Source organism: Sphingopyxis sp. OAS728 (assembly GCF_014873485.1).
GTDB lineage: Bacteria > Pseudomonadota > Alphaproteobacteria > Sphingomonadales > Sphingomonadaceae > Sphingopyxis.
The window spans coordinates 2937603-2954476 of record NZ_JADBDT010000001.1; the positions used below are offsets into that span (position 1 = coordinate 2937603).

Here is a 16874-nt window from a genome sequence, read left to right on the forward strand (position 1 = left end):
CTCCTTTAACGGCCCGGACTGGCACAAATTGAGCGGCGATCATATCGATTCGCCGCTCAGCCGCTGGCAGATCATGTCGAGCTGGTCGAGCGACGCGAATTTAAGCGTCAACGCGCCCTTGCCGTCGCCAACATATTGGATCGCGACACCGATCCCGAGCAGCTCGGACAAATGGCGTTCGACCGCGACGATATCGGGATCGCGCCCGCCATCCATGCTCTTATATTCGAGCGGCGGGACCTTGCGGCCGCCGCCCTTGTCGGTACGGACCAGCGCTTCGACCGCGCGGACCGACAGGCCCTCCTTGACGACGCGGCGCGCGATCGATTCGGCGTCGTCGGCACCGATCAGCGCGCGCGCATGCCCCATTGCGAGCGATCCGTCGCCCACCAGCTCTTGCACCGCGGCGGGCAGGTCGAGCAGGCGCATCAGATTCGCGACATGACTGCGCGATTTGCCGACGAGCTTCGCCAGCGCCTCCTGGTTGTGGCCGAAATCGTCGATCAGGCGGCGATAGGCGCCCGCCTCTTCGATCGCGTTCAGGTCCTGGCGCTGGATGTTCTCGACGAGCGCGATCTCATAGGTCGCCGCGTCGTCGAGCTCACGCACGAGCGCGGGGATATGATGCAGCCCCGCGCGTTGCGCCGCACGCCAGCGCCGTTCGCCGGCAACAAGCTGGTAGCCGTCGCCGTCGGGTGAGCGACGGACGATGATCGGCTGCAAAAGTCCGCGCAAGCCGATCGAATCGGCGAGCTCTGCGATGGCATTTTCGTCGAAATGGCGGCGCGGCTGGCCAGGGAGCGGGCGAATCGACCCGACCCCGACATGCTGCACCGAATCGCCCGACGCCGGCGCGACCTTCGCCGCCCCACCCGGGGTCGCCAGCACCGGCGCCTCGACCGCGACATCGCCGAACAGCGCATTGAGCCCCCGCCCCAGCCCCGAGGGCCGCTTGCGTGCCGGGCTCGAATCCGGTCCAGTTTCGTCTTTATTATCAGCCATTTATGCAGCCTTGCGGACGTTGGGAAGCCGGTCGATCAGCTCGCGCGCAAGCGCGATATAGGCGGCCGACCCGGCGCAGCGGTGGTCGTAGATCAGCGCGGGAAGCCCATGGCTTGGCGCTTCCGACAGCCGGACATTGCGCGGGATCACCGTGTCGAACACGACGGGGCCGAGGACTTCGCGCACATCGTCGGACACTTGATCAGTGAGCCGGTTGCGGCGGTCGAACATCGTCAGCGCAACGCCAAGGATCGACAATTTCTGGTTGAAGCGCTCGCGCACGCGCTCGACCGTGGTGAGCAGCTGGCTCAGCCCCTCGAGCGCGAAAAATTCGCATTGCAGCGGTACGATCAACGATTCGGCGGCGATCAACGCGTTGAGCGTCAGCATGCCGAGCGACGGCGGGCAATCGATCAGACAGATATCCCACTGTCCCGCTTCGGCGGTCGACAATGCCTGTTGTAGCCGGTGCAGCCGGTCCTGAAATTCGATCAGCTCGATTTCCGCTCCCGACAGGTCGACTGTCGCGGTGACAATGTCGAGCCGCGGCACCGCGGTCGCGATCGCGCATTCGGCAAGCGTCGCATCCCCTCGCAGCAGCTCATAGCTCGAACATTCGCGCTGCGATTGCTTTATCCCGAGCCCGGTCGAGGCATTGCCCTGCGGATCGAGGTCGATGATCAGCGTCCGCCAGCCGGTCGCCGCGAGCGCTGTCGCGAGGTTGATCGCCGTCGTTGTCTTGCCGACCCCACCCTTCTGGTTCGCCACGGCAATGCGGATCATCGCTTTCCTCGCTGTTTTGCCGCAATTTTTCCGATTCCCACCAAAATCTGGCTCTCTGGATCGGTGCGGCTCTGTTCCACGTGGAACATTCTCTGCCATGGCTGGGGCAGCAAAGCCAGTTCCTTAACCGCGTTTCGCCCTTTTGGGAGCAGCCAATGCGTCGATTCGGTGGAAAAACGCGCGGATAAGTCGAGCAGCTTGTCGAGCGGTGCAAAGGCACGCGCGCTGATCGTCGCGGCAGCGCGCGTTTCGACCCGCTCGAGCGGCGCCTCAGCCACCTCGACATGGCCCAGATCGAGTTCGGCTGCGACCGCGCGCAGAAAGTCGCAGCGCCGCTTGCGCGATTCGACGAGCAGAACCGGCCGCGCGCTCAGGATCGCAACGACGAGCCCAGGGAGCCCCGGCCCACTACCGAGGTCGATCCAGAGCCCATCGCCCTCCATGGTGTCGAAAGAGAGAAGCTGCGCACTGTCGGCGATATGCCGGACCCAGATGGTCGGAATCGTCGATGCCGCGATCAGATTCTGCTGTGCATTTTCGGCGACGAGCATTTCGACGAAACGGTCGAGCTTCGCCCATAGATCGGTCGTCGGTGCGAATAGCTCACCGATCCAGGAGCGCGCCGCGGCTTCACTGTCAAGAATCTGTGTCGTCAAGCTGAAGCTGTCCTCTTAATTCGCTCGTGCTGAGCTTGTCGAAGCACCGTCCTTCGTTCTTTCGCGCTAAAAGAAAGAACCGCCCTTCGACAAGCTCAGGGCCAACGGATTTTAGTCAGCGATGGCGGATCACGCCGCGCGCCGCTTGCTATGCACCATGATTGCCGTCAGCGCGGCGGGAGTGACCCCATCGATCCGGGCCGCCTGCCCCAGCGTCTCGGGCTGCGCCTTCGTCAGCCGCTCGACCATCTCGCGCGACAGGCCGCCGATCGCTCCATAATCCAGCGCGAGATCGAGGATGATCGCCTCATTCGCGGCGAGCGCGCGCAGTTCGGCATCCTGCCGTGCGATATAGGGCGCATAATGGGCGTCCTCGGCGATCTCCGACAGAATCGCGGGATCGACCGATTCGAGGTCGGGCGCCAGAACGGCAAGCCGCGCGATCGACATGTCCGGATAGCGCAACAGGTCGATCCGCTTGCGCGCGATGCCGTCGCCCGGAAGCGCAAGCCCGACGGCGGCATAATCGGCGGTCGCGACCGGCGCATCGAGCAGGGCTTCGGCCCGTGCCCGTTCGGCCTGCCGCACCCTGAACAACGCCGCGGTCGCCGGTCGCACCAGCCCGAGTTCGATGCCTTTGGGCGTGAGCCGCGTCGCGGCATTGTCGGCGCGCAGCCGCAAGCGATATTCGGCGCGCGCGGTGAGCATGCGATAGGGTTCGGTGACACCCTGCAACACCAGATCGTCGACCATCACGCCGATATAGGATTCGCTGCGATCAAGGATCAGCGGATCGCGCCCCTGGGCGGCGAGCGCGGCGTTCGCGCCGGCCACCAGCCCCTGCGCCGCGGCCTCTTCATATCCCGTCGTGCCGTTGATCTGCCCGGCGCAATAGAGGCCGGGCATCGCGCGCACCTGCAACGTCCGGTCGAGCGCGCGCGGGTCGATATGATCATATTCGACCGCATAGCCGGGCACGACCATTTCGACGACTTCCAGCCCCTCCATCGTGCGCAGCATCGCGAGCTGGACATCGGCGGGGAGCGAGGTCGAGATTCCGTTCGGATAGACGAGGACCGAATCGAGCCCCTCGGGCTCCAGAAAGACCTGATGCCCGTCGCGATCGGCGAAGCGGTGGATCTTGTCCTCGATCGACGGGCAATAACGCGGCCCCGCTGCTCCGATGGCGCCGGTGAACAGCGGCGAGCGATCGAGGTTCGCCGCGATAATCGCGTGGCTTTCGCTATTGGTGCGCGTGATCGCACAGAAAATCTGCGGCACCGTGCGTTCACTGTTCCACGTGGAACAGGTCCAGCGCTCGCCGTCCGAGGGCTGCTCCTCCAGCCGTGCCCAATCAATCGACCGTCCATCAAGCCGCGGCGGCGTCCCCGTCTTGAGCCGTGCCATCGGGAGTTTTGCCGCGCGCAATTGCTCGGCGAGCCGATGCGCGCCCGCCTCGCCGATGCGCCCACCCTCCATCCGCTCTTCACCGCGGAACAACCGGCCGCCGAGGAATGTCCCGGTGGCGAGCACGACCGCGCTCGCCTTCAAGGTCGAGCCATCGGCGAGTTCGAGTCCCTCGACGCGTCCGTCCTCCGACAGGCGCAGCGCGGCAGCTTCGCCGGCAACGACCATGATGCCATCCTCTGCACGGAGCAAATTTTGGATCGCGTCGCGATAAAGTTTGCGGTCGGCCTGGATGCGAGGCCCCTGCACCGCCGCACCCTTCGACGCGTTGAGCATCCGGTAATGGATCGCAGCCTTATCGGCGGCGCGCGCCATCCAGCCGTCGAGCGCGTCGACCTCGCGCATCAAATGACCCTTGCCGAGCCCGCCGATCGCCGGATTGCACGACATCGTGCCGATCAGCGCCGGATCGAAACTGACGAGCGCGACGCGCGCGCCAAGCCGCGCCGCAGCCGCGGCGGCCTCGGTTCCGGCGTGACCACCGCCGACGACGATGACATCAAAAATTTCGTTGCAGTGCATGATTGCTGCGGCCCTTACCGCAAAGACGGGTGCGAATCCACTATGGCGCGATGGAAGCGATGTTTCACGTGGAACATCATTTGCCGATGCAGAAACGCCCGAACAAAGCGTCGAGCATATCTTCGACGCCCGCGCGCCCGGTAATACGGTCGAGCGCCGCTGCGGCCAACCTAAGCCTTTCGGCGAGAAGGATTAAATCCCTCGCCTCGCGCGATCCGGCCTCGATGGTCAACCAGTCGCGTGCTTCGCCAAGCGCCGCGCGCTGACGCTGACGCAGCGCCGCCTCGCCCTCACGCGGCAACAGCGTCCGCGCCATCTCGACGACATAGCGATGAAGCTTGTCCATTCCCTCGCCCGTCGCCGCCGAAAGAATCAGGTCGCAACGCGCAGCTTCGGCCTCCGCCGCCGCGTCGCCCGACCAGCGATCGGCCTGCGCCGCGATCAGGATCGCCCGCGGATGCTCGGGCGCATCCTTCGGCGACCCAAGCCAGAGCAAGATATCAGCTCCCTCGACCGCGGCCTTCGCGCGATCGATTCCGATCGTCTCGATAACATCGGCACCCTCGCCGCGAATGCCCGCCGTATCCGAAAAGCGCATCGCGATCCCGTCGAGCGCGAGCGGCGTTTCGATCACATCGCGCGTCGTCCCCGCCACCGGCGACACGATCGCAAGCTCTCGCTGCGCCAAAGCATTGATCAAAGTCGATTTTCCGGCATTCGGCGGCCCCGCGATCACCACCGACAGCCCTTCGGCGATCACCTCCGCCGCCGGCCGCGCCAGCCACCCGCCCAATTCCGCCGCCAGATCGCCCATCCCCACAATCAAACGCTGCGCAACAGCTTCGCCAACTTCGACATCATCCTCATCGGCAAAATTGAGCTCGGCCTCGGCGCCCGCCATCAAGCCGAGCAGTCGGTCCTGCCACCCCGCGACCGCGCGCGACACATGCCCGCTCGCCATACCGAGCGCCTGCACCCGCTGGTTTTCGGTCTCGGCAGCAAGCAGATCCGCAAGCCCCTCGGCCTCGGCCAAGTCGATCCGTCCATTCTCGAACGCCCGGCGCGTAAATTCTCCTGGCTCGGCCCGGCGCAGGCCGTCGATTGCGGCCAACGCCGTTTCGACTGCCGCCACCACCGCGCGCCCGCCGTGCAGATGCAATTCGGCGAGATCCTCTCCGGTTGCCGTTGCGGGCCCCGGAAACCACAGGACCAGCGCCTGATCGAGCGGTGCTCCTTTCGCGTCGCTGAGCGCCGCAAGCGAGGCATGGCGCGGTGCGGGCAGCCGCCCTGTCAGCGCCTGTAGCGCCGATCCCGCCGCCGGCCCGCTTACGCGCACGACGCCGATCGCCGCCGGCGGCATTCCGCTCGACAGTGCAAAAATCGTATCTCTTACAATAAGTTGGTTCAGCTCTTGCGCCCCTTGGCGGGCTTGTCGTCATCGCCCGCATCGGCCGATTTCGACCCGCCCATCAACCCGCCGCCAAACTGGCCGAGCAATGACTGGACAAGCTCAAGACCGCTGCCGCCCATCGGCACCCATGTCTTGACCATCGACTGCACCATGTCCGGCGTGATCCCCTTCGCCATCAATTCCTTGACGCGGCTGAGATAGATATCGTGCAGCGGCTCGAGGTCGGGAAGCCCGAACAGGCGGCGGGCCTCTTCGGGGGTACAATCGATCTCGATATTGAATTTCATCGTCCGTCTCCGCCCCGAAATGCCGGTAAGCCGCTTGAGCCGTGCCCGCAGCCCCGCTAGCTTCGCGCTTTCACCGCAAAGAAGCAAGAGTCAGGAGCCCTTCCATGTCCGCGACGAACATCACTATTCCCACGCTCGACGGCGAAGCGACGATTCCCGCCTATGTCGCGCGTCCCGACGCCGATTCGTCGCGCGCGATCATCGTCATCCCCGAAATCTTCGGCGTGAACGCGGGCATCGTGCAGAAATGCGAAGATTGGGCGGCGCAGGGCTATCTCGCGATCGCGCCCGACCTCTTCTGGCGCTTCGCCCCCGGGGTCGACCTCAACCCCGATGTCGAGGCCGAATTGAATGAGGCGCTCCGGCTTCTCGGCCAATATAATGTCGACGACGGGGTGAAGGATATCGAGGCGGCAATCCGCTGGCTCCACGGCCAGGGCGCGGCCAAGGTCGGCTGCGTCGGCTACTGCCTCGGCGGCAAGCTCGCCTATATGGCCGCCGCACGCACCGATATCGACGTGTCGGTCGGCTATTATGGCGTCATGATCGACCAGATGCTGAACGAAAGCCATGCAATCGCGAACCCGCTGATGCTCCATATCCCGACCGCCGATCACTTCGTCAGCCCCGAGGCGCAGGCGAAGATGCACGAGGGGCTCGACCCGCATCCCAAGGTGACGCTCCACGATTATGAAGGGCTCGATCACGGCTTTGCCGCAACCGACGGCGATCGCCGCGACGACGCGGCGGCAGAGCTCGCCGACAGCCGCACGCGCGCCTTCCTCGCCGAGCATCTCGCATGAGCGCGCACCCCGGTCTCGCCGCTTGGCATACCTATATGGCCGGCGGCGGCGACCCGCAGGCGCTCAAGGATCTACTCGCCGAAGATGCGGTGTTCCACTCGCCCGTCGTTCACACCCCGCAGGAAGGGCGCGACAAGGTCTTCGCCTATCTCCATGCGGCGAGCCATGTGCTGGGCGGCGACGATTTCCGCTATCTGCGCGAGATCGTCGACGGCGAGCAAGCGATGCTCGAATTCCAGAGCAGCCTCGACGGCATCCAGATCAACGGCGTCGACATCATCACCTGGAACGCAGACAGAAAAATCAGCGATTTCAAAGTGATGGTTCGCCCGCTCAAGGCGATCAACAAGGTCTGGGAGAAGATGGGCGAGATGCTCGCGGCGCAAGCCGCGGGCTAGATCAGGCTCAGCTCGGCAAGCTCGCGATAAAGCTCCGGCGGCAAATCCGCGAGCCCGTCGCCCTCATCGACCCCCTTTGGCGCGTCGGCGTCGGCCAGATAGCGCCATCCCTGATGCGCGCGTTTCGGCTGCGGATGGATCCGCTCGAGCGCCGCCACACAGACGATGTCGATCCGCCCGTCACTGCGATCCTCGAAGCGCAGAATTTCGACACGCGCGACGAGCGTGTGCTTGACGATGAAATGCAGCTTGCCGCCGATCAGTTCGTCGGCACGCTTCGGCTTGAACCGCGTCGTGAAACGAATCTCGCCGCCTTGCGCATAGTTGGCGATCCGCGCCTGCAGGGCCGGATAGTCGGCGCAGCCGACGGCAACGCGGGTCATGTGAAGCGGGGGCATGTCCGCCAAATGGGGAGCCGGTAAGAAAAAAGCCAGCCCCGCGAAGGACTGGCTTTTCCTTTTTTAGCCGAACAGCGTCCCGATCCCGACGCCGGGGTCGACCCAGCCTTCGTAGATCATCTTGACCGCGACATAGACGATCACGGCGAGGCCGAGATAGGCGATCCAGCGGTAGCGTTCGATATATTTGGCGATGATGTTCGCCGCGACACCCATCAAGGCGACGGCAAAGATCAGGCCGACGATCAGGATGCCCGGATGCTCGCGCGCTGCACCAGCGACTGCGAGCACATTGTCGAGGCTCATGCTGACGTCGGCGACGGCAACCGCCCAGGCGGCCCCGGCAAAGCTCTTGGCGGGCTTCAGCCCCGAGTGCTCGTCCCCTGCAATCTCGGGCGAACCGTGCGACTGGCCGGTGTGACGCAGTTCGCGCCACATTTTCCACGCGACCCAGATCAGCAACAGGCCGCCGACAAAGATCAATCCGACAATCTGCATCAGCTGGGTGACGACGAGGGCGAAGGCGATGCGCAGCACCAATGCCGCGAGCACACCGATCAGGATGACCTTCTTGCGCTGGTCGGCAGGAAGGCCGGCGGCAAGCGCGCCGACAACGATCGCATTGTCACCCGCAAGCACGAGGTCGATCATCAGCACCTGCAGGAAGGCCGCGAAGGCCGCGGGCTCGGTGATGTTCGAGAAATCCTTGACGATCGCGTCCCACATTCCGGCGGGACCGCCGAAACCGCCGGCGTGCGCCGCGGCCTGAGTCAGAAATTCCAAAATCACAGCGGCTCTCCGAAATAGCTGACCTCTGGCATAGGGTCATAAAAGTGATGCAGCAACGCCCGCCATTGCTGATAGCGGTCCGATTGCCGGAAGCCGTCCCGATGATCCGCGACCGACCTCCACTTCACCAAAAGCAGATAAGCCTGTCCGGTTGCTGTCGGGCGGCAGATTTCGAGCGAAATAAAGCCCGGCGACGCGGCGATCAGCGGCCGCGCCTCGGCGACGGCCGCCTCGAAATCGGCTTCGCTGCCCGCACGGACGTGAAGCAGCGCATGTTCGAGAACGGCCAAGATGCCGGCTTACTGGTTCATGCTGTCGAAGAAATCCTCGTTGGTCTTCGAATCCTTGATCTTGTCGAGCAGGAATTCCATCGCGTCGATCGTGCCCATCTGCATGAGGATGCGGCGCAGCACCCACATTTTGCTGAGCTTGTCCTTCTCGACGAGCAGTTCTTCCTTGCGGGTACCCGACTTGCCGACGTCGAGCGACGGGAAGATGCGCTTGTCGGCGACCTTGCGGTCGAGCACGATTTCCGAGTTACCCGTGCCCTTGAATTCTTCGAAGATCACTTCGTCCATGCGGCTGCCGGTGTCGATCAGCGCGGTCGCGATAATCGACAGCGAACCACCTTCCTCGATGTTACGCGCGGCACCGAAGAAACGCTTCGGGCGCTGGAGCGCATTGGCATCGACACCGCCGGTCAGCACCTTGCCCGAGCTCGGGACGACGGTGTTGTAGGCGCGGCCGAGACGCGTGATCGAGTCGAGGAGGATGACGACATCCTTCTTGTGCTCGACAAGGCGCTTCGCCTTTTCGATCACCATTTCGGCGACCTGGACGTGGCGCGTCGCGGGTTCGTCGAAGGTCGAGGAAACGACTTCGCCGTTCACGCTGCGCTGCATGTCGGTGACTTCCTCGGGACGTTCGTCGACGAGGAGGACGATCAGGTAAACCTCGGGATGGTTGTCGGTGATCGCCTTGGCGATGTTCTGCAGCAGCACCGTCTTACCCGTGCGCGGCGGCGCGACGATCAGCGCGCGCTGGCCCTTGCCCTGCGGGCTGACAAGATCGATCACGCGCGCCGACTTGTCCTTGACGGTCGGGTCGACGGTGTCGAGCGACAGCTTCTGGTTCGGATAGAGCGGGGTGAGGTTGTCGAAATTGACGCGGTGGCGCACCGCCTCGGGATCGTCAAAATTGACCTTGATCAGCTTGGTCAGCGCAAAATAGCGTTCGCCATCGCGCGGCGCGCGGATCTCGCCCTCGACGGTGTCGCCCGTCCGCAGGCCATATTTGCGGACCTGGTTCGGCGAGACATAAATGTCGTCGGGGCCGGCAAGATAATTGGCGTCCGACGAGCGCAGGAAACCGAACGAGTCCGGGAGGACCTCGATCGTGCCCGACCCGATGATTTCCTCGCCCTCTTCGGCGAGTTCTTTCAGGATCGAGAACATCAGGTCCTGCTTGCGCAGCGTCGAGGCGCCCTCGACCCCCAGTTCTTCCGCCATTTCGACGAGCTGGGCGGGGGCTTTGGTTTTGAGTTCTTTAAGATGCATTGGATGGATTCCGGGTAGAAAATCAGGGAGAAATGAAACGAATTCGTTGCACCGTCAGGGTGCCTATCCGGCCGTGGGACGACCGTTACAGATAGCGTCGGCGCAAGGACGCGCCGCCCGCACGGAGCGGGGTTGACCGGCCCCTATAACCGGGCCGGGTTCAAGTCAATCGGGCAGCGCCGGAAGACGCGGATTCTAGGGACGGACGACGACGAGGATGACGATAATCGCTGCGGCGATGCCGGGTACCTCGTTGAGCATGCGAAGCTGTTTTTCGGTGAGCGGGCGCTCGCCTTTCTTCAGCTTCTTGAAATAGCCGATCATCCAGCCGTGATAACCCGACAACGCGATCACGAGCAGGAATTTGGCGATGAACCAGCCTTCGCGCCAATAATCGCCGTTGAATGCGAGCATCAAGCCGAAGATCCAGACGATGATCAGCGACGGACCCAGAATGATCCGCCGCAGCCGATCTTCGCGCTCGATCCACTTTTTGTCTTCGTCGGAACCGACGGGCACCTGATGGTGATAGACGAAAAAGCGCGGCATCATGAACAGGCCGGCCATCAGGAAAATCACGAAAATGATATGCGCTGCTTTGACCCAAAGCATCGTCACCCCCAGAAAACCAGCCAGTTCCATAGATTACCCGCCGCGAACGCGTCTGATCAGATGTTCGACATGGGCGATCGGCGTGTCGGGCACGATCCCATGGCCGAGATTGAAGATATGGGGACGCGACGGGAAAGCCGCAAGGATGCGGTCGATCGCGGCATCGAGCGCTTCGCCGCCCGCGACGAGCGCGAGCGGGTCGAGATTGCCCTGTACGGGAAGACGCGCCGGCAAGGCGGCGTCGGCCCACACCGGATCGACCGTCTCGTCGAGCCCGATCGCGTCGACCCCGGTTTCGTCGGCATAAGCGCGAAGCTTGCCACCCGCTCCCTTTGGAAAGCCGATGACCGGCGTATCGGGATGCAGCCCCTTCAACCGGCGGACGATCTCGGCGTTGGGCACGATCACCCATTGCTCATATTGCGCCGGCGACAGGCTGCCCGCCCAGCTGTCGAACAATTGGACGGCGTCGACGCCATTTTCGATCTGCCCCGACAGATAGGTGACGGTCAGGTCAACGATCGCATCGATGATATTCTGAAATGCCGCTGGATCGCCGAACGCGAGCCGCCTCGCGGCGGCCTGATCCTTCGACCCCTGCCCCGCCACCATATAGGTCGCGACCGTCCACGGGCTTCCTGCAAAGCCGAGGAAGGTCGTTTCAGGCGGCAGGGATGTAGCAACCCGCGCGACGGTTTCATAGACGGGGTCGAGGCGCTGCGGCGCGGCTTCGAGCGACGCTAGGGCGCTGTCGACGAGCGGCGGCGCGAGCCGCGGCCCCTCGCCCGCCTCGAACCACAGATGCTGGCCGAGTGCGTGCGGGATGACGAGAATGTCGGAGAAGAGGATCGATCCGTCGAAACCGAAGCGCCGGATCGGCTGTAACGTGACTTCGGCCGCGGCCTCGGGATCGTAGCAAAGCTCGAGGAAGCCGCCCTTGGTTTCGCGAAGGGCGCGATATTCGGGAAGATAGCGTCCGGCCTGGCGCATTAGCCAGAGGGGTGGGCGCTCCTGACGCACCCCGCGCAACGTTGCGAGCAGACTCTTCGGTGACGCCTTCACGCGGGCCCTCTTTCTCTTCTCAATATAATATAGAATATGATTGTGGTGGTTTGTTGGTCGGCGGACAACGCGGCTGTAGGCCGGGTCGTCGTTTTTGCCAACAGCTTGACTCCATCGCCATCGCCGCCCGCTACAGAGTCGCTCGGTCCTTTTCCCGCTATTCACAGCCTGTGGATAAGATTCATCCTTTGTGGACAAGTGGTGGAGCGGAATCGACACGGACGGGGATGAATCGATCGTCCCGATTTGCTCCCCGCGCTTCTCCAAAACTTATCCACAGATAGGCTAATCGCTTCGCAGCTTGCCTTTTTCGGGAGTTTCCCGCCATGGTGCCGCGATGGGCCGGCTTCACCTTCATCTCATATCCGACTCCACGGGCGAGACACTCGAAAATATCGCCAAGGCGGCGATCGCGCAGTTCGACGATGTCGAGGTCGTGCGCCACTTCTGGCCGATGGTCCGATCGGAATCGCATCTCGACCGCATCATGGCCGAGGTGCAGGCGAGCCCCGGCATGATCCTCTTCACGCTCGTGAACGGCGAGTTGCGCGTCAGCCTCGAACGCCGCGCGACCGCGCTCAATCTGCCCACCGTTGCTGCGCTCGACGCGGTAACCGACGCTTTGTCGCGAATGCTCGGGCAGGAAGCCAAGGCGCGTCCCGGCCGGCAACATGCGCTTGACGCCGCTTATTTCGCGCGCGTCGACGCGATCCAGTTCACCGTCGCGCACGACGACGGCATCGGATGGGAAAATTGGGAACAGGCCGACATCGTCTTGGCGGGCGTGTCGCGCACCTCGAAGACCCCGACAAGTATCTATCTCGCGAACCGCGGCTTCAAGACCGCGAATATCCCGATCGTCCCCGAATCGCCGCCGCCGAACGCGCTGTTCAACCTGAAGCGCCCGATGGTCGTCGGGCTGACGACGGGGCTCGACCGGCTGGTTCAGGTGCGCCGCAACCGCCTGCTGTCGCTGAATCAAGCACCCGAGACGAGCTATGTCGACGACGAGCGGGTGAAGGCCGAACTCGCTTATGCGCGGCGGATGTTCGCCGACAATGGCTGGCCGGTGATCGATGTTACGCGCCGATCGATCGAGGAAACCGCCGCCGCGGTGATCAAGCTCGTCGAGGATCGCAGCCCGGCATGACCTTGCTTCTCGCCTCGCAAAGCAGCGGTCGTGCCGCGATGCTTCGCGCCGCCGGACTGACCTTCGAAACCAGCGCCGCGCACGTCGACGAGGAAGCACTGACCGCCTCATTGCTCGCCGCCGGCCAGACGCCGCGCAACATCGCCGACGCGCTTGCCGAGGCGAAGGCGGTCAAAATCTCGTCGCGCCTTCCCGGTGTCACCGTGATCGGCGCTGACTCTACCCTCGCGCTCGACGACGGCACGATGCTCGCAAAGCCTGAAAGCCCCGAAGACGCTGCTGACCATCTCCGCCGCATGGCAGGTGCGCGCCATCGCCTGTTCAGCGCCGCGGTCGCCGCACGCGACGGCGCACCCGTGTGGCGCGCGATCGGCGAGGCAAAGCTCTGGATGCGCCCCTTGTCGGACGCCTTCATCGCCGACTATGTCGCGCGCGAATGGGACAGCATCCGCTGGACCGTCGGCTGTTACGAAATCGAAGGAGCGGGCGTGCAATTGTTCGAACGGGTCGAGGGCGACCCCTGGACCATCATCGGCATGCCGATGCTTCCCCTGCTCGCGTGGCTGCGCACCACCGGATTGGCGCCGCAATGAGCACGCCATACGCAGAAGTGATCGGCGATCCGATCGCGCAATCGAAATCGCCGCTGATCCATGGCTTCTGGCTCGAAGCGCTCGGGCTCGCCGGCGATTACCGCCGCGCGCATGTGAAGCCCGACGACCTTGCCGCCTATATCGCCGAACGCCGCGGCGATCCCGACTGGCGCGGATGCAACGTCACCATGCCGCACAAGGCGGCGGTGATGGATCTTGTCGAAGATCCCGGCGACATCCGCGGCACGATCGGCGCAATGAACACGGTCGTCCGGCAGCAGGACGGATCGCTGATCGGCACCAATACCGACGCCGCGGGCTTCTACTCGCCGCTCGCCGAACTCGATCTCGAGGGTGCGCCGGTTGCGGTCGTCGGCGCCGGCGGTGCCGCGCGCGCGGTGCTGTTCGCGCTCGCCCGCGCCCATGTCGGCCCTGTCACGATCCTCAACCGCAGCCCGCTGAAGGCGATGGGACTGCTCGCGACCTTCGGGCTCAAGGGCGATGTCGTGGCGCTCGACGCCCAGCTCCCGCCGGTATCGCTGCTCGTCAATTCGAGCAGCCTCGGCATGAAGAGCCAACCGCCGCTCGATCTCGACCTGTCGCCGCTCCCGGGCGATGCGATCGTCTACGACCTCGTCTATTCGCCGCTGCAGACGGGCCTCCTCAAGGCGGCCGAAGCACGCGGGCTCGACACCGTCGACGGGCTCGACATGCTGATCGGCCAGGCCGCGCTGGCTTTCGAACTCTTCTTCGGCAAATCCCCGCCTGAAGGCCGCGACGAGGAGCTGCGCGCGCTGCTGACGGCATGACGCATCACAAGCGCCTTGGTTCGCGGCTCCGCCGCCCCTTCATCCTCGGACTCACCGGATCGATCGGCATGGGGAAATCGACCGCCGCGGCGATGTTTGTCCGCGAAGGCGTCCCCGTGTTCGACGCCGATGCCGAGGTGCACCGGCTGCAGGGCCCCGGCGGCGCGCTCGTCGCGGCGATCGAGGCGCGCTTTCCCGGCACGACCGGCGCGAAGGGGGTCGACCGCAAGAAACTCGGGGCGCTCGTGCTCGGCAACACGCACGAACTCGCCGCGCTCGAGGCGATCGTCCATCCCGCGGTCGGCAAGGCGCAGAAACGTTTTCTCGCGCGCCACCGCGCCCGCGACGTCGTCGTGCTCGATATCCCCTTGCTCTTCGAAAAGGGCGGTTGGCGAAAGGTCGGCGCGATCGCCGTCGTCTCGGCGCCGGCCTGGATGCAGCGCAAGCGGGTGATGCGCCGTCCAGGCATGACCGCAGCGAAATTGAAAGCGATCCGCCGCCTGCAGGTTCCCGATCGCGTCAAGCGGTCGCGCGCTAACTTCATCATCGAAACGGGGCGCCCCAAAAGCGAGACGCACCGCCAGATTCGATTCATCGCCTCTTGTTTCCGCGCCCGATAGGGTCCAGATTAAGGCCTCGATGCGCGAGATTATTTTCGATACCGAAACCACGGGTTTCGATCCCAAGAGCGGGGACAGGCTGGTCGAAATCGGGTGTGTCGAGCTGGTCGACCGCCGCGAGACCGGCGTCACCTTTCACGCCTATTTCAACCCCGAACGCGACATGCCTGCCGCTGCGGAAGCCGTGCATGGGCTGTCGATCCAGTTCCTGTCGGACAAGCCGCTCTTTGCGACTCGCGTCGACGAACTCATCGAATTTCTGGGCGACGCACCGCTCGTCGCGCACAATGCCGCCTTCGACTTCGGTTTCGTCAATGCCGAGCTCGCGCGTGCCGGCCGGCCGGCGCTCGACATGGCGCGCATGTGCTGCACCGTGCAAATGGCGCGCAAGCTGCATCCCGGCGCGAAACACAGCCTCGACGCGCTCTGCACGCGCTACGGAATCGACCGCAGCCACCGCGTCAAGCATGGCGCGCTGCTCGACGCCGAACTGCTCGCGCATCTCTATATCGAAATGACGGGCGGCCGGCAGATCGGCCTTGGGCTTGCAGCATCTGCCGGCGCATCGGAAACGATGGTCGTCTCGGCCCCCGCCGCCCGCGGCCCCGACCGTCCCTTTCGCGAACCCCGTCCCCATATGGCGTCGGCTGCCGAACTCGCGCGCCACGCCGAATTTGTCGCAGGGCTGAACCAGCCGCTGTGGCTCGATACGGTGTGATGACACTCCCTTAAAGTCATCGCGCCGGCCAAGAAGGAGAAGAAAAATGGAAATCCGCGTCTCTGGCCACCAGATCGAAACCGGCGAAGCGCTGCAGTCGCACGTATCGGATCGGATGAACGCGATTGCCGACAAATATTTCTCCCGCGCGATCGGGGCGCACGCGACCTTTGGCAAAGGGCCGCACGACAGCTTCCAATGCGACATCGTCGCGCATGTGATGCAAGGGCTGGTGCTGAAGGGGCACGGCCAGGCGCAGGACGCGCATGTCGCGTTCGAAGGCGCCGCCGAGCGGATCGAAAAACAGCTCAGGCGCTACATGCGGCGATTGAAGGATCGTAACAACGGCCCCGCCGAACCTTCGCCGACGGTCGACGAGATCGAGGATAACGCCAGCTATATCGTTTTCGACGGCGGCGGCGACGATGAGGATGCGGGCGATGCGCCTGCGATCATTGCCGAAACGCGTGTCGATATCCCGAGCAGCAGCGTGTCCGACGCGGTGATGATGCTCGACCTTCGCAACACCAACGCGCTGCTTTTCGTCAACAGCAAGACCGGCACGCACAACATGGTCTATCGCCGCGACGACGGGACGATCGGATGGGTCGAACCACGATAGGGCTGGATTTTCTCCGCCATCCGGCTTAAGGGCCGCGCCCAACGATGCCCACAGCTGGGATGGCGGGGGGCCTGCCACGACAGATCCGCGATCGCCTGCCAGCAGCTAAGTGTCTGGCGGCGGCCGGCGTTTAACAAGATTTGACCGAGCAATGAATCTTTCTTCTCTTCTTTATCCGGCGACCGTGCGCGCGCATGTGCAGCTCGATTCGAAAAAGGCGCTCTTCCCTTTCGTGGGCGATCTCGCCAGCCGTTCGCTCGGCCTCGATGCCGGCGAAGTCAGCGAAGCCCTGCTCGAACGCGAACGCCTCGGCTCGACCGGGTTCGGTCGTGGTATCGCGCTGCCGCATGCCAAGATGGCCGATCTCGGCGGCGTCCGCGGGCTGTTCCTGCAACTCGCCAAGCCGATCGACTTCAACGCGGTCGACGGCCTGCCGGTCGACCTGCTTTTCATCCTGCTGTCGCCGCTCGACGCGGGTGCCGATCATCTGAAGGCGCTCGCGGGCGTGTCGCGCATGCTGCGCAACGACGCGATTGCCGAGCGGCTGCGCGGCGCGAAGAGCGACGAAGCGCTGTATGCGATGCTCGCCGACACCGAAACGCGTGACGCGGCATAA

Annotated in this window: 21 protein-coding genes; 9 read left to right on the forward strand and 12 right to left on the reverse strand. The window is 64.2% G+C overall.

All coding sequences use genetic code 11. The annotated features are described in order from the left end of the window. Positions 1 to 39: 39 nt before the first annotated feature. From GGC65_RS13830 to GGC65_RS13855, 6 genes are all read right to left on the reverse strand, one after another. Entirely contained in the window at positions 40 to 1002 is a 963-nt protein-coding gene (locus GGC65_RS13830) for a ParB/RepB/Spo0J family partition protein (RefSeq protein ID WP_192647707.1), read from the reverse strand. Continuing rightward, positions 1003 to 1785, reverse strand: a complete 783-nt coding sequence (locus GGC65_RS13835; protein ID WP_192647708.1) for a ParA family protein — start codon at positions 1783 to 1785, stop codon at positions 1003 to 1005. Next, complete coding sequence (gene rsmG, locus GGC65_RS13840) at positions 1782 to 2441, reverse strand: 16S rRNA (guanine(527)-N(7))-methyltransferase RsmG (protein ID WP_192647709.1); 660 nt, start codon at positions 2439 to 2441, stop codon at positions 1782 to 1784. The genes GGC65_RS13835 and rsmG overlap by 4 nt, the downstream gene beginning before the upstream one ends. A 129-nt stretch (positions 2442 to 2570) precedes the next feature. Continuing rightward, positions 2571 to 4430: a tRNA uridine-5-carboxymethylaminomethyl(34) synthesis enzyme MnmG gene (gene mnmG, locus GGC65_RS13845; protein WP_192647710.1), complete on the reverse strand. Its 1860-nt coding sequence runs from the start codon at positions 4428 to 4430 to the stop codon at positions 2571 to 2573. Between the two features lie 76 nt (positions 4431 to 4506). Next, positions 4507 to 5826, reverse strand: coding sequence for a tRNA uridine-5-carboxymethylaminomethyl(34) synthesis GTPase MnmE (mnmE, locus tag GGC65_RS13850; protein WP_318780233.1), 1320 nt, complete (start codon positions 5824 to 5826; stop codon positions 4507 to 4509). Positions 5827 to 5834: 8 nt separating this feature from the next. Continuing rightward, the gene (locus tag GGC65_RS13855; RefSeq protein WP_192647712.1) at positions 5835 to 6128 is read right to left on the reverse strand and encodes a DUF6489 family protein; all 294 of its coding nucleotides are present in this window, start codon (positions 6126 to 6128) and stop codon (positions 5835 to 5837) included. A 104-nt stretch (positions 6129 to 6232) separates the two neighbouring features. Here GGC65_RS13855 and GGC65_RS13860 point away from each other — a divergent pair, with 104 nt between their 5' ends. After that, entirely contained in the window at positions 6233 to 6931 is a 699-nt protein-coding gene (locus GGC65_RS13860; RefSeq protein ID WP_192647713.1) for a dienelactone hydrolase family protein, read from the forward strand. Beyond that, positions 6928 to 7329 (forward strand): nuclear transport factor 2 family protein, encoded by a 402-nt coding sequence (locus tag GGC65_RS13865; protein ID WP_192647714.1) that lies wholly within the window; start codon positions 6928 to 6930, stop codon positions 7327 to 7329. Before GGC65_RS13860 ends, GGC65_RS13865 begins: the two co-directional genes overlap by 4 nt. On the opposite strand, the gene GGC65_RS13870 is transcribed toward GGC65_RS13865, so the two are convergent. From GGC65_RS13870 to hemE, 6 genes are all read right to left on the reverse strand, one after another. Further along, entirely contained in the window at positions 7326 to 7712 is a 387-nt protein-coding gene (locus GGC65_RS13870) for a DUF1489 domain-containing protein (RefSeq protein ID WP_225940816.1), read from the reverse strand. The two genes, GGC65_RS13865 and GGC65_RS13870, sit on opposite strands and share 4 nt — an antisense overlap. Positions 7713 to 7790: 78 nt before the next feature. After that, a complete protein-coding gene (locus GGC65_RS13875; RefSeq protein WP_225941167.1) occupies positions 7791 to 8453 on the reverse strand; it encodes a TerC family protein in 663 nt (220 codons plus the stop codon). Between the two features lie 59 nt (positions 8454 to 8512). Beyond that, entirely contained in the window at positions 8513 to 8806 is a 294-nt protein-coding gene (locus tag GGC65_RS13880; protein WP_192647716.1) for an antibiotic biosynthesis monooxygenase family protein, read from the reverse strand. Positions 8807 to 8815: 9 nt separating this feature from the next. After that, on the reverse strand, positions 8816 to 10072 hold the full coding sequence (rho, locus tag GGC65_RS13885; RefSeq protein WP_192647717.1) for a transcription termination factor Rho: 1257 nt from the start codon (positions 10070 to 10072) through the stop codon (positions 8816 to 8818). A gap of 195 nt (positions 10073 to 10267) precedes the next feature. Beyond that, complete coding sequence (locus tag GGC65_RS13890; RefSeq protein WP_192647718.1) at positions 10268 to 10714, reverse strand: CopD family protein; 447 nt, start codon at positions 10712 to 10714, stop codon at positions 10268 to 10270. Positions 10715 to 10717: 3 nt separating this feature from the next. Beyond that, positions 10718 to 11746 carry a uroporphyrinogen decarboxylase gene (gene hemE / locus GGC65_RS13895; RefSeq protein WP_192647719.1) on the reverse strand — a complete coding sequence of 343 codons (1029 nt, stop codon included), beginning with the start codon at positions 11744 to 11746 and terminating at the stop codon, positions 10718 to 10720. Positions 11747 to 12083: 337 nt separating this feature from the next. Between hemE and GGC65_RS13900 the strand changes: the two genes are divergently transcribed. The 7 genes from GGC65_RS13900 (at position 12084) to GGC65_RS13930 (ending at position 16874) form a co-directional block, all read left to right on the forward strand. Next, complete coding sequence (locus tag GGC65_RS13900) at positions 12084 to 12896, forward strand: pyruvate, water dikinase regulatory protein (protein WP_192647720.1); 813 nt, start codon at positions 12084 to 12086, stop codon at positions 12894 to 12896. Then, the gene (locus GGC65_RS13905) at positions 12893 to 13489 is read left to right on the forward strand and encodes a Maf family protein (protein WP_192647721.1); all 597 of its coding nucleotides are present in this window, start codon (positions 12893 to 12895) and stop codon (positions 13487 to 13489) included. Before GGC65_RS13900 ends, GGC65_RS13905 begins: the two co-directional genes overlap by 4 nt. Then, positions 13486 to 14298 (forward strand): shikimate dehydrogenase, encoded by an 813-nt coding sequence (gene aroE / locus GGC65_RS13910; protein ID WP_192647722.1) that lies wholly within the window; start codon positions 13486 to 13488, stop codon positions 14296 to 14298. The genes GGC65_RS13905 and aroE overlap by 4 nt, the downstream gene beginning before the upstream one ends. Continuing rightward, positions 14295 to 14918 (forward strand): dephospho-CoA kinase, encoded by a 624-nt coding sequence (gene coaE, locus GGC65_RS13915; protein ID WP_192647723.1) that lies wholly within the window; start codon positions 14295 to 14297, stop codon positions 14916 to 14918. The genes aroE and coaE overlap by 4 nt, the downstream gene beginning before the upstream one ends. Positions 14919 to 14937: 19 nt before the next feature. Continuing rightward, the gene (gene dnaQ, locus GGC65_RS13920) at positions 14938 to 15636 is read left to right on the forward strand and encodes a DNA polymerase III subunit epsilon (protein ID WP_192647724.1); all 699 of its coding nucleotides are present in this window, start codon (positions 14938 to 14940) and stop codon (positions 15634 to 15636) included. A gap of 46 nt (positions 15637 to 15682) precedes the next feature. Beyond that, positions 15683 to 16258 carry a ribosome hibernation-promoting factor, HPF/YfiA family gene (hpf, locus tag GGC65_RS13925; protein WP_192647725.1) on the forward strand — a complete coding sequence of 192 codons (576 nt, stop codon included), beginning with the start codon at positions 15683 to 15685 and terminating at the stop codon, positions 16256 to 16258. 151 nt (positions 16259 to 16409) lie between these two features. Further along, complete coding sequence (locus tag GGC65_RS13930; RefSeq protein WP_192647726.1) at positions 16410 to 16874, forward strand: PTS sugar transporter subunit IIA; 465 nt, start codon at positions 16410 to 16412, stop codon at positions 16872 to 16874.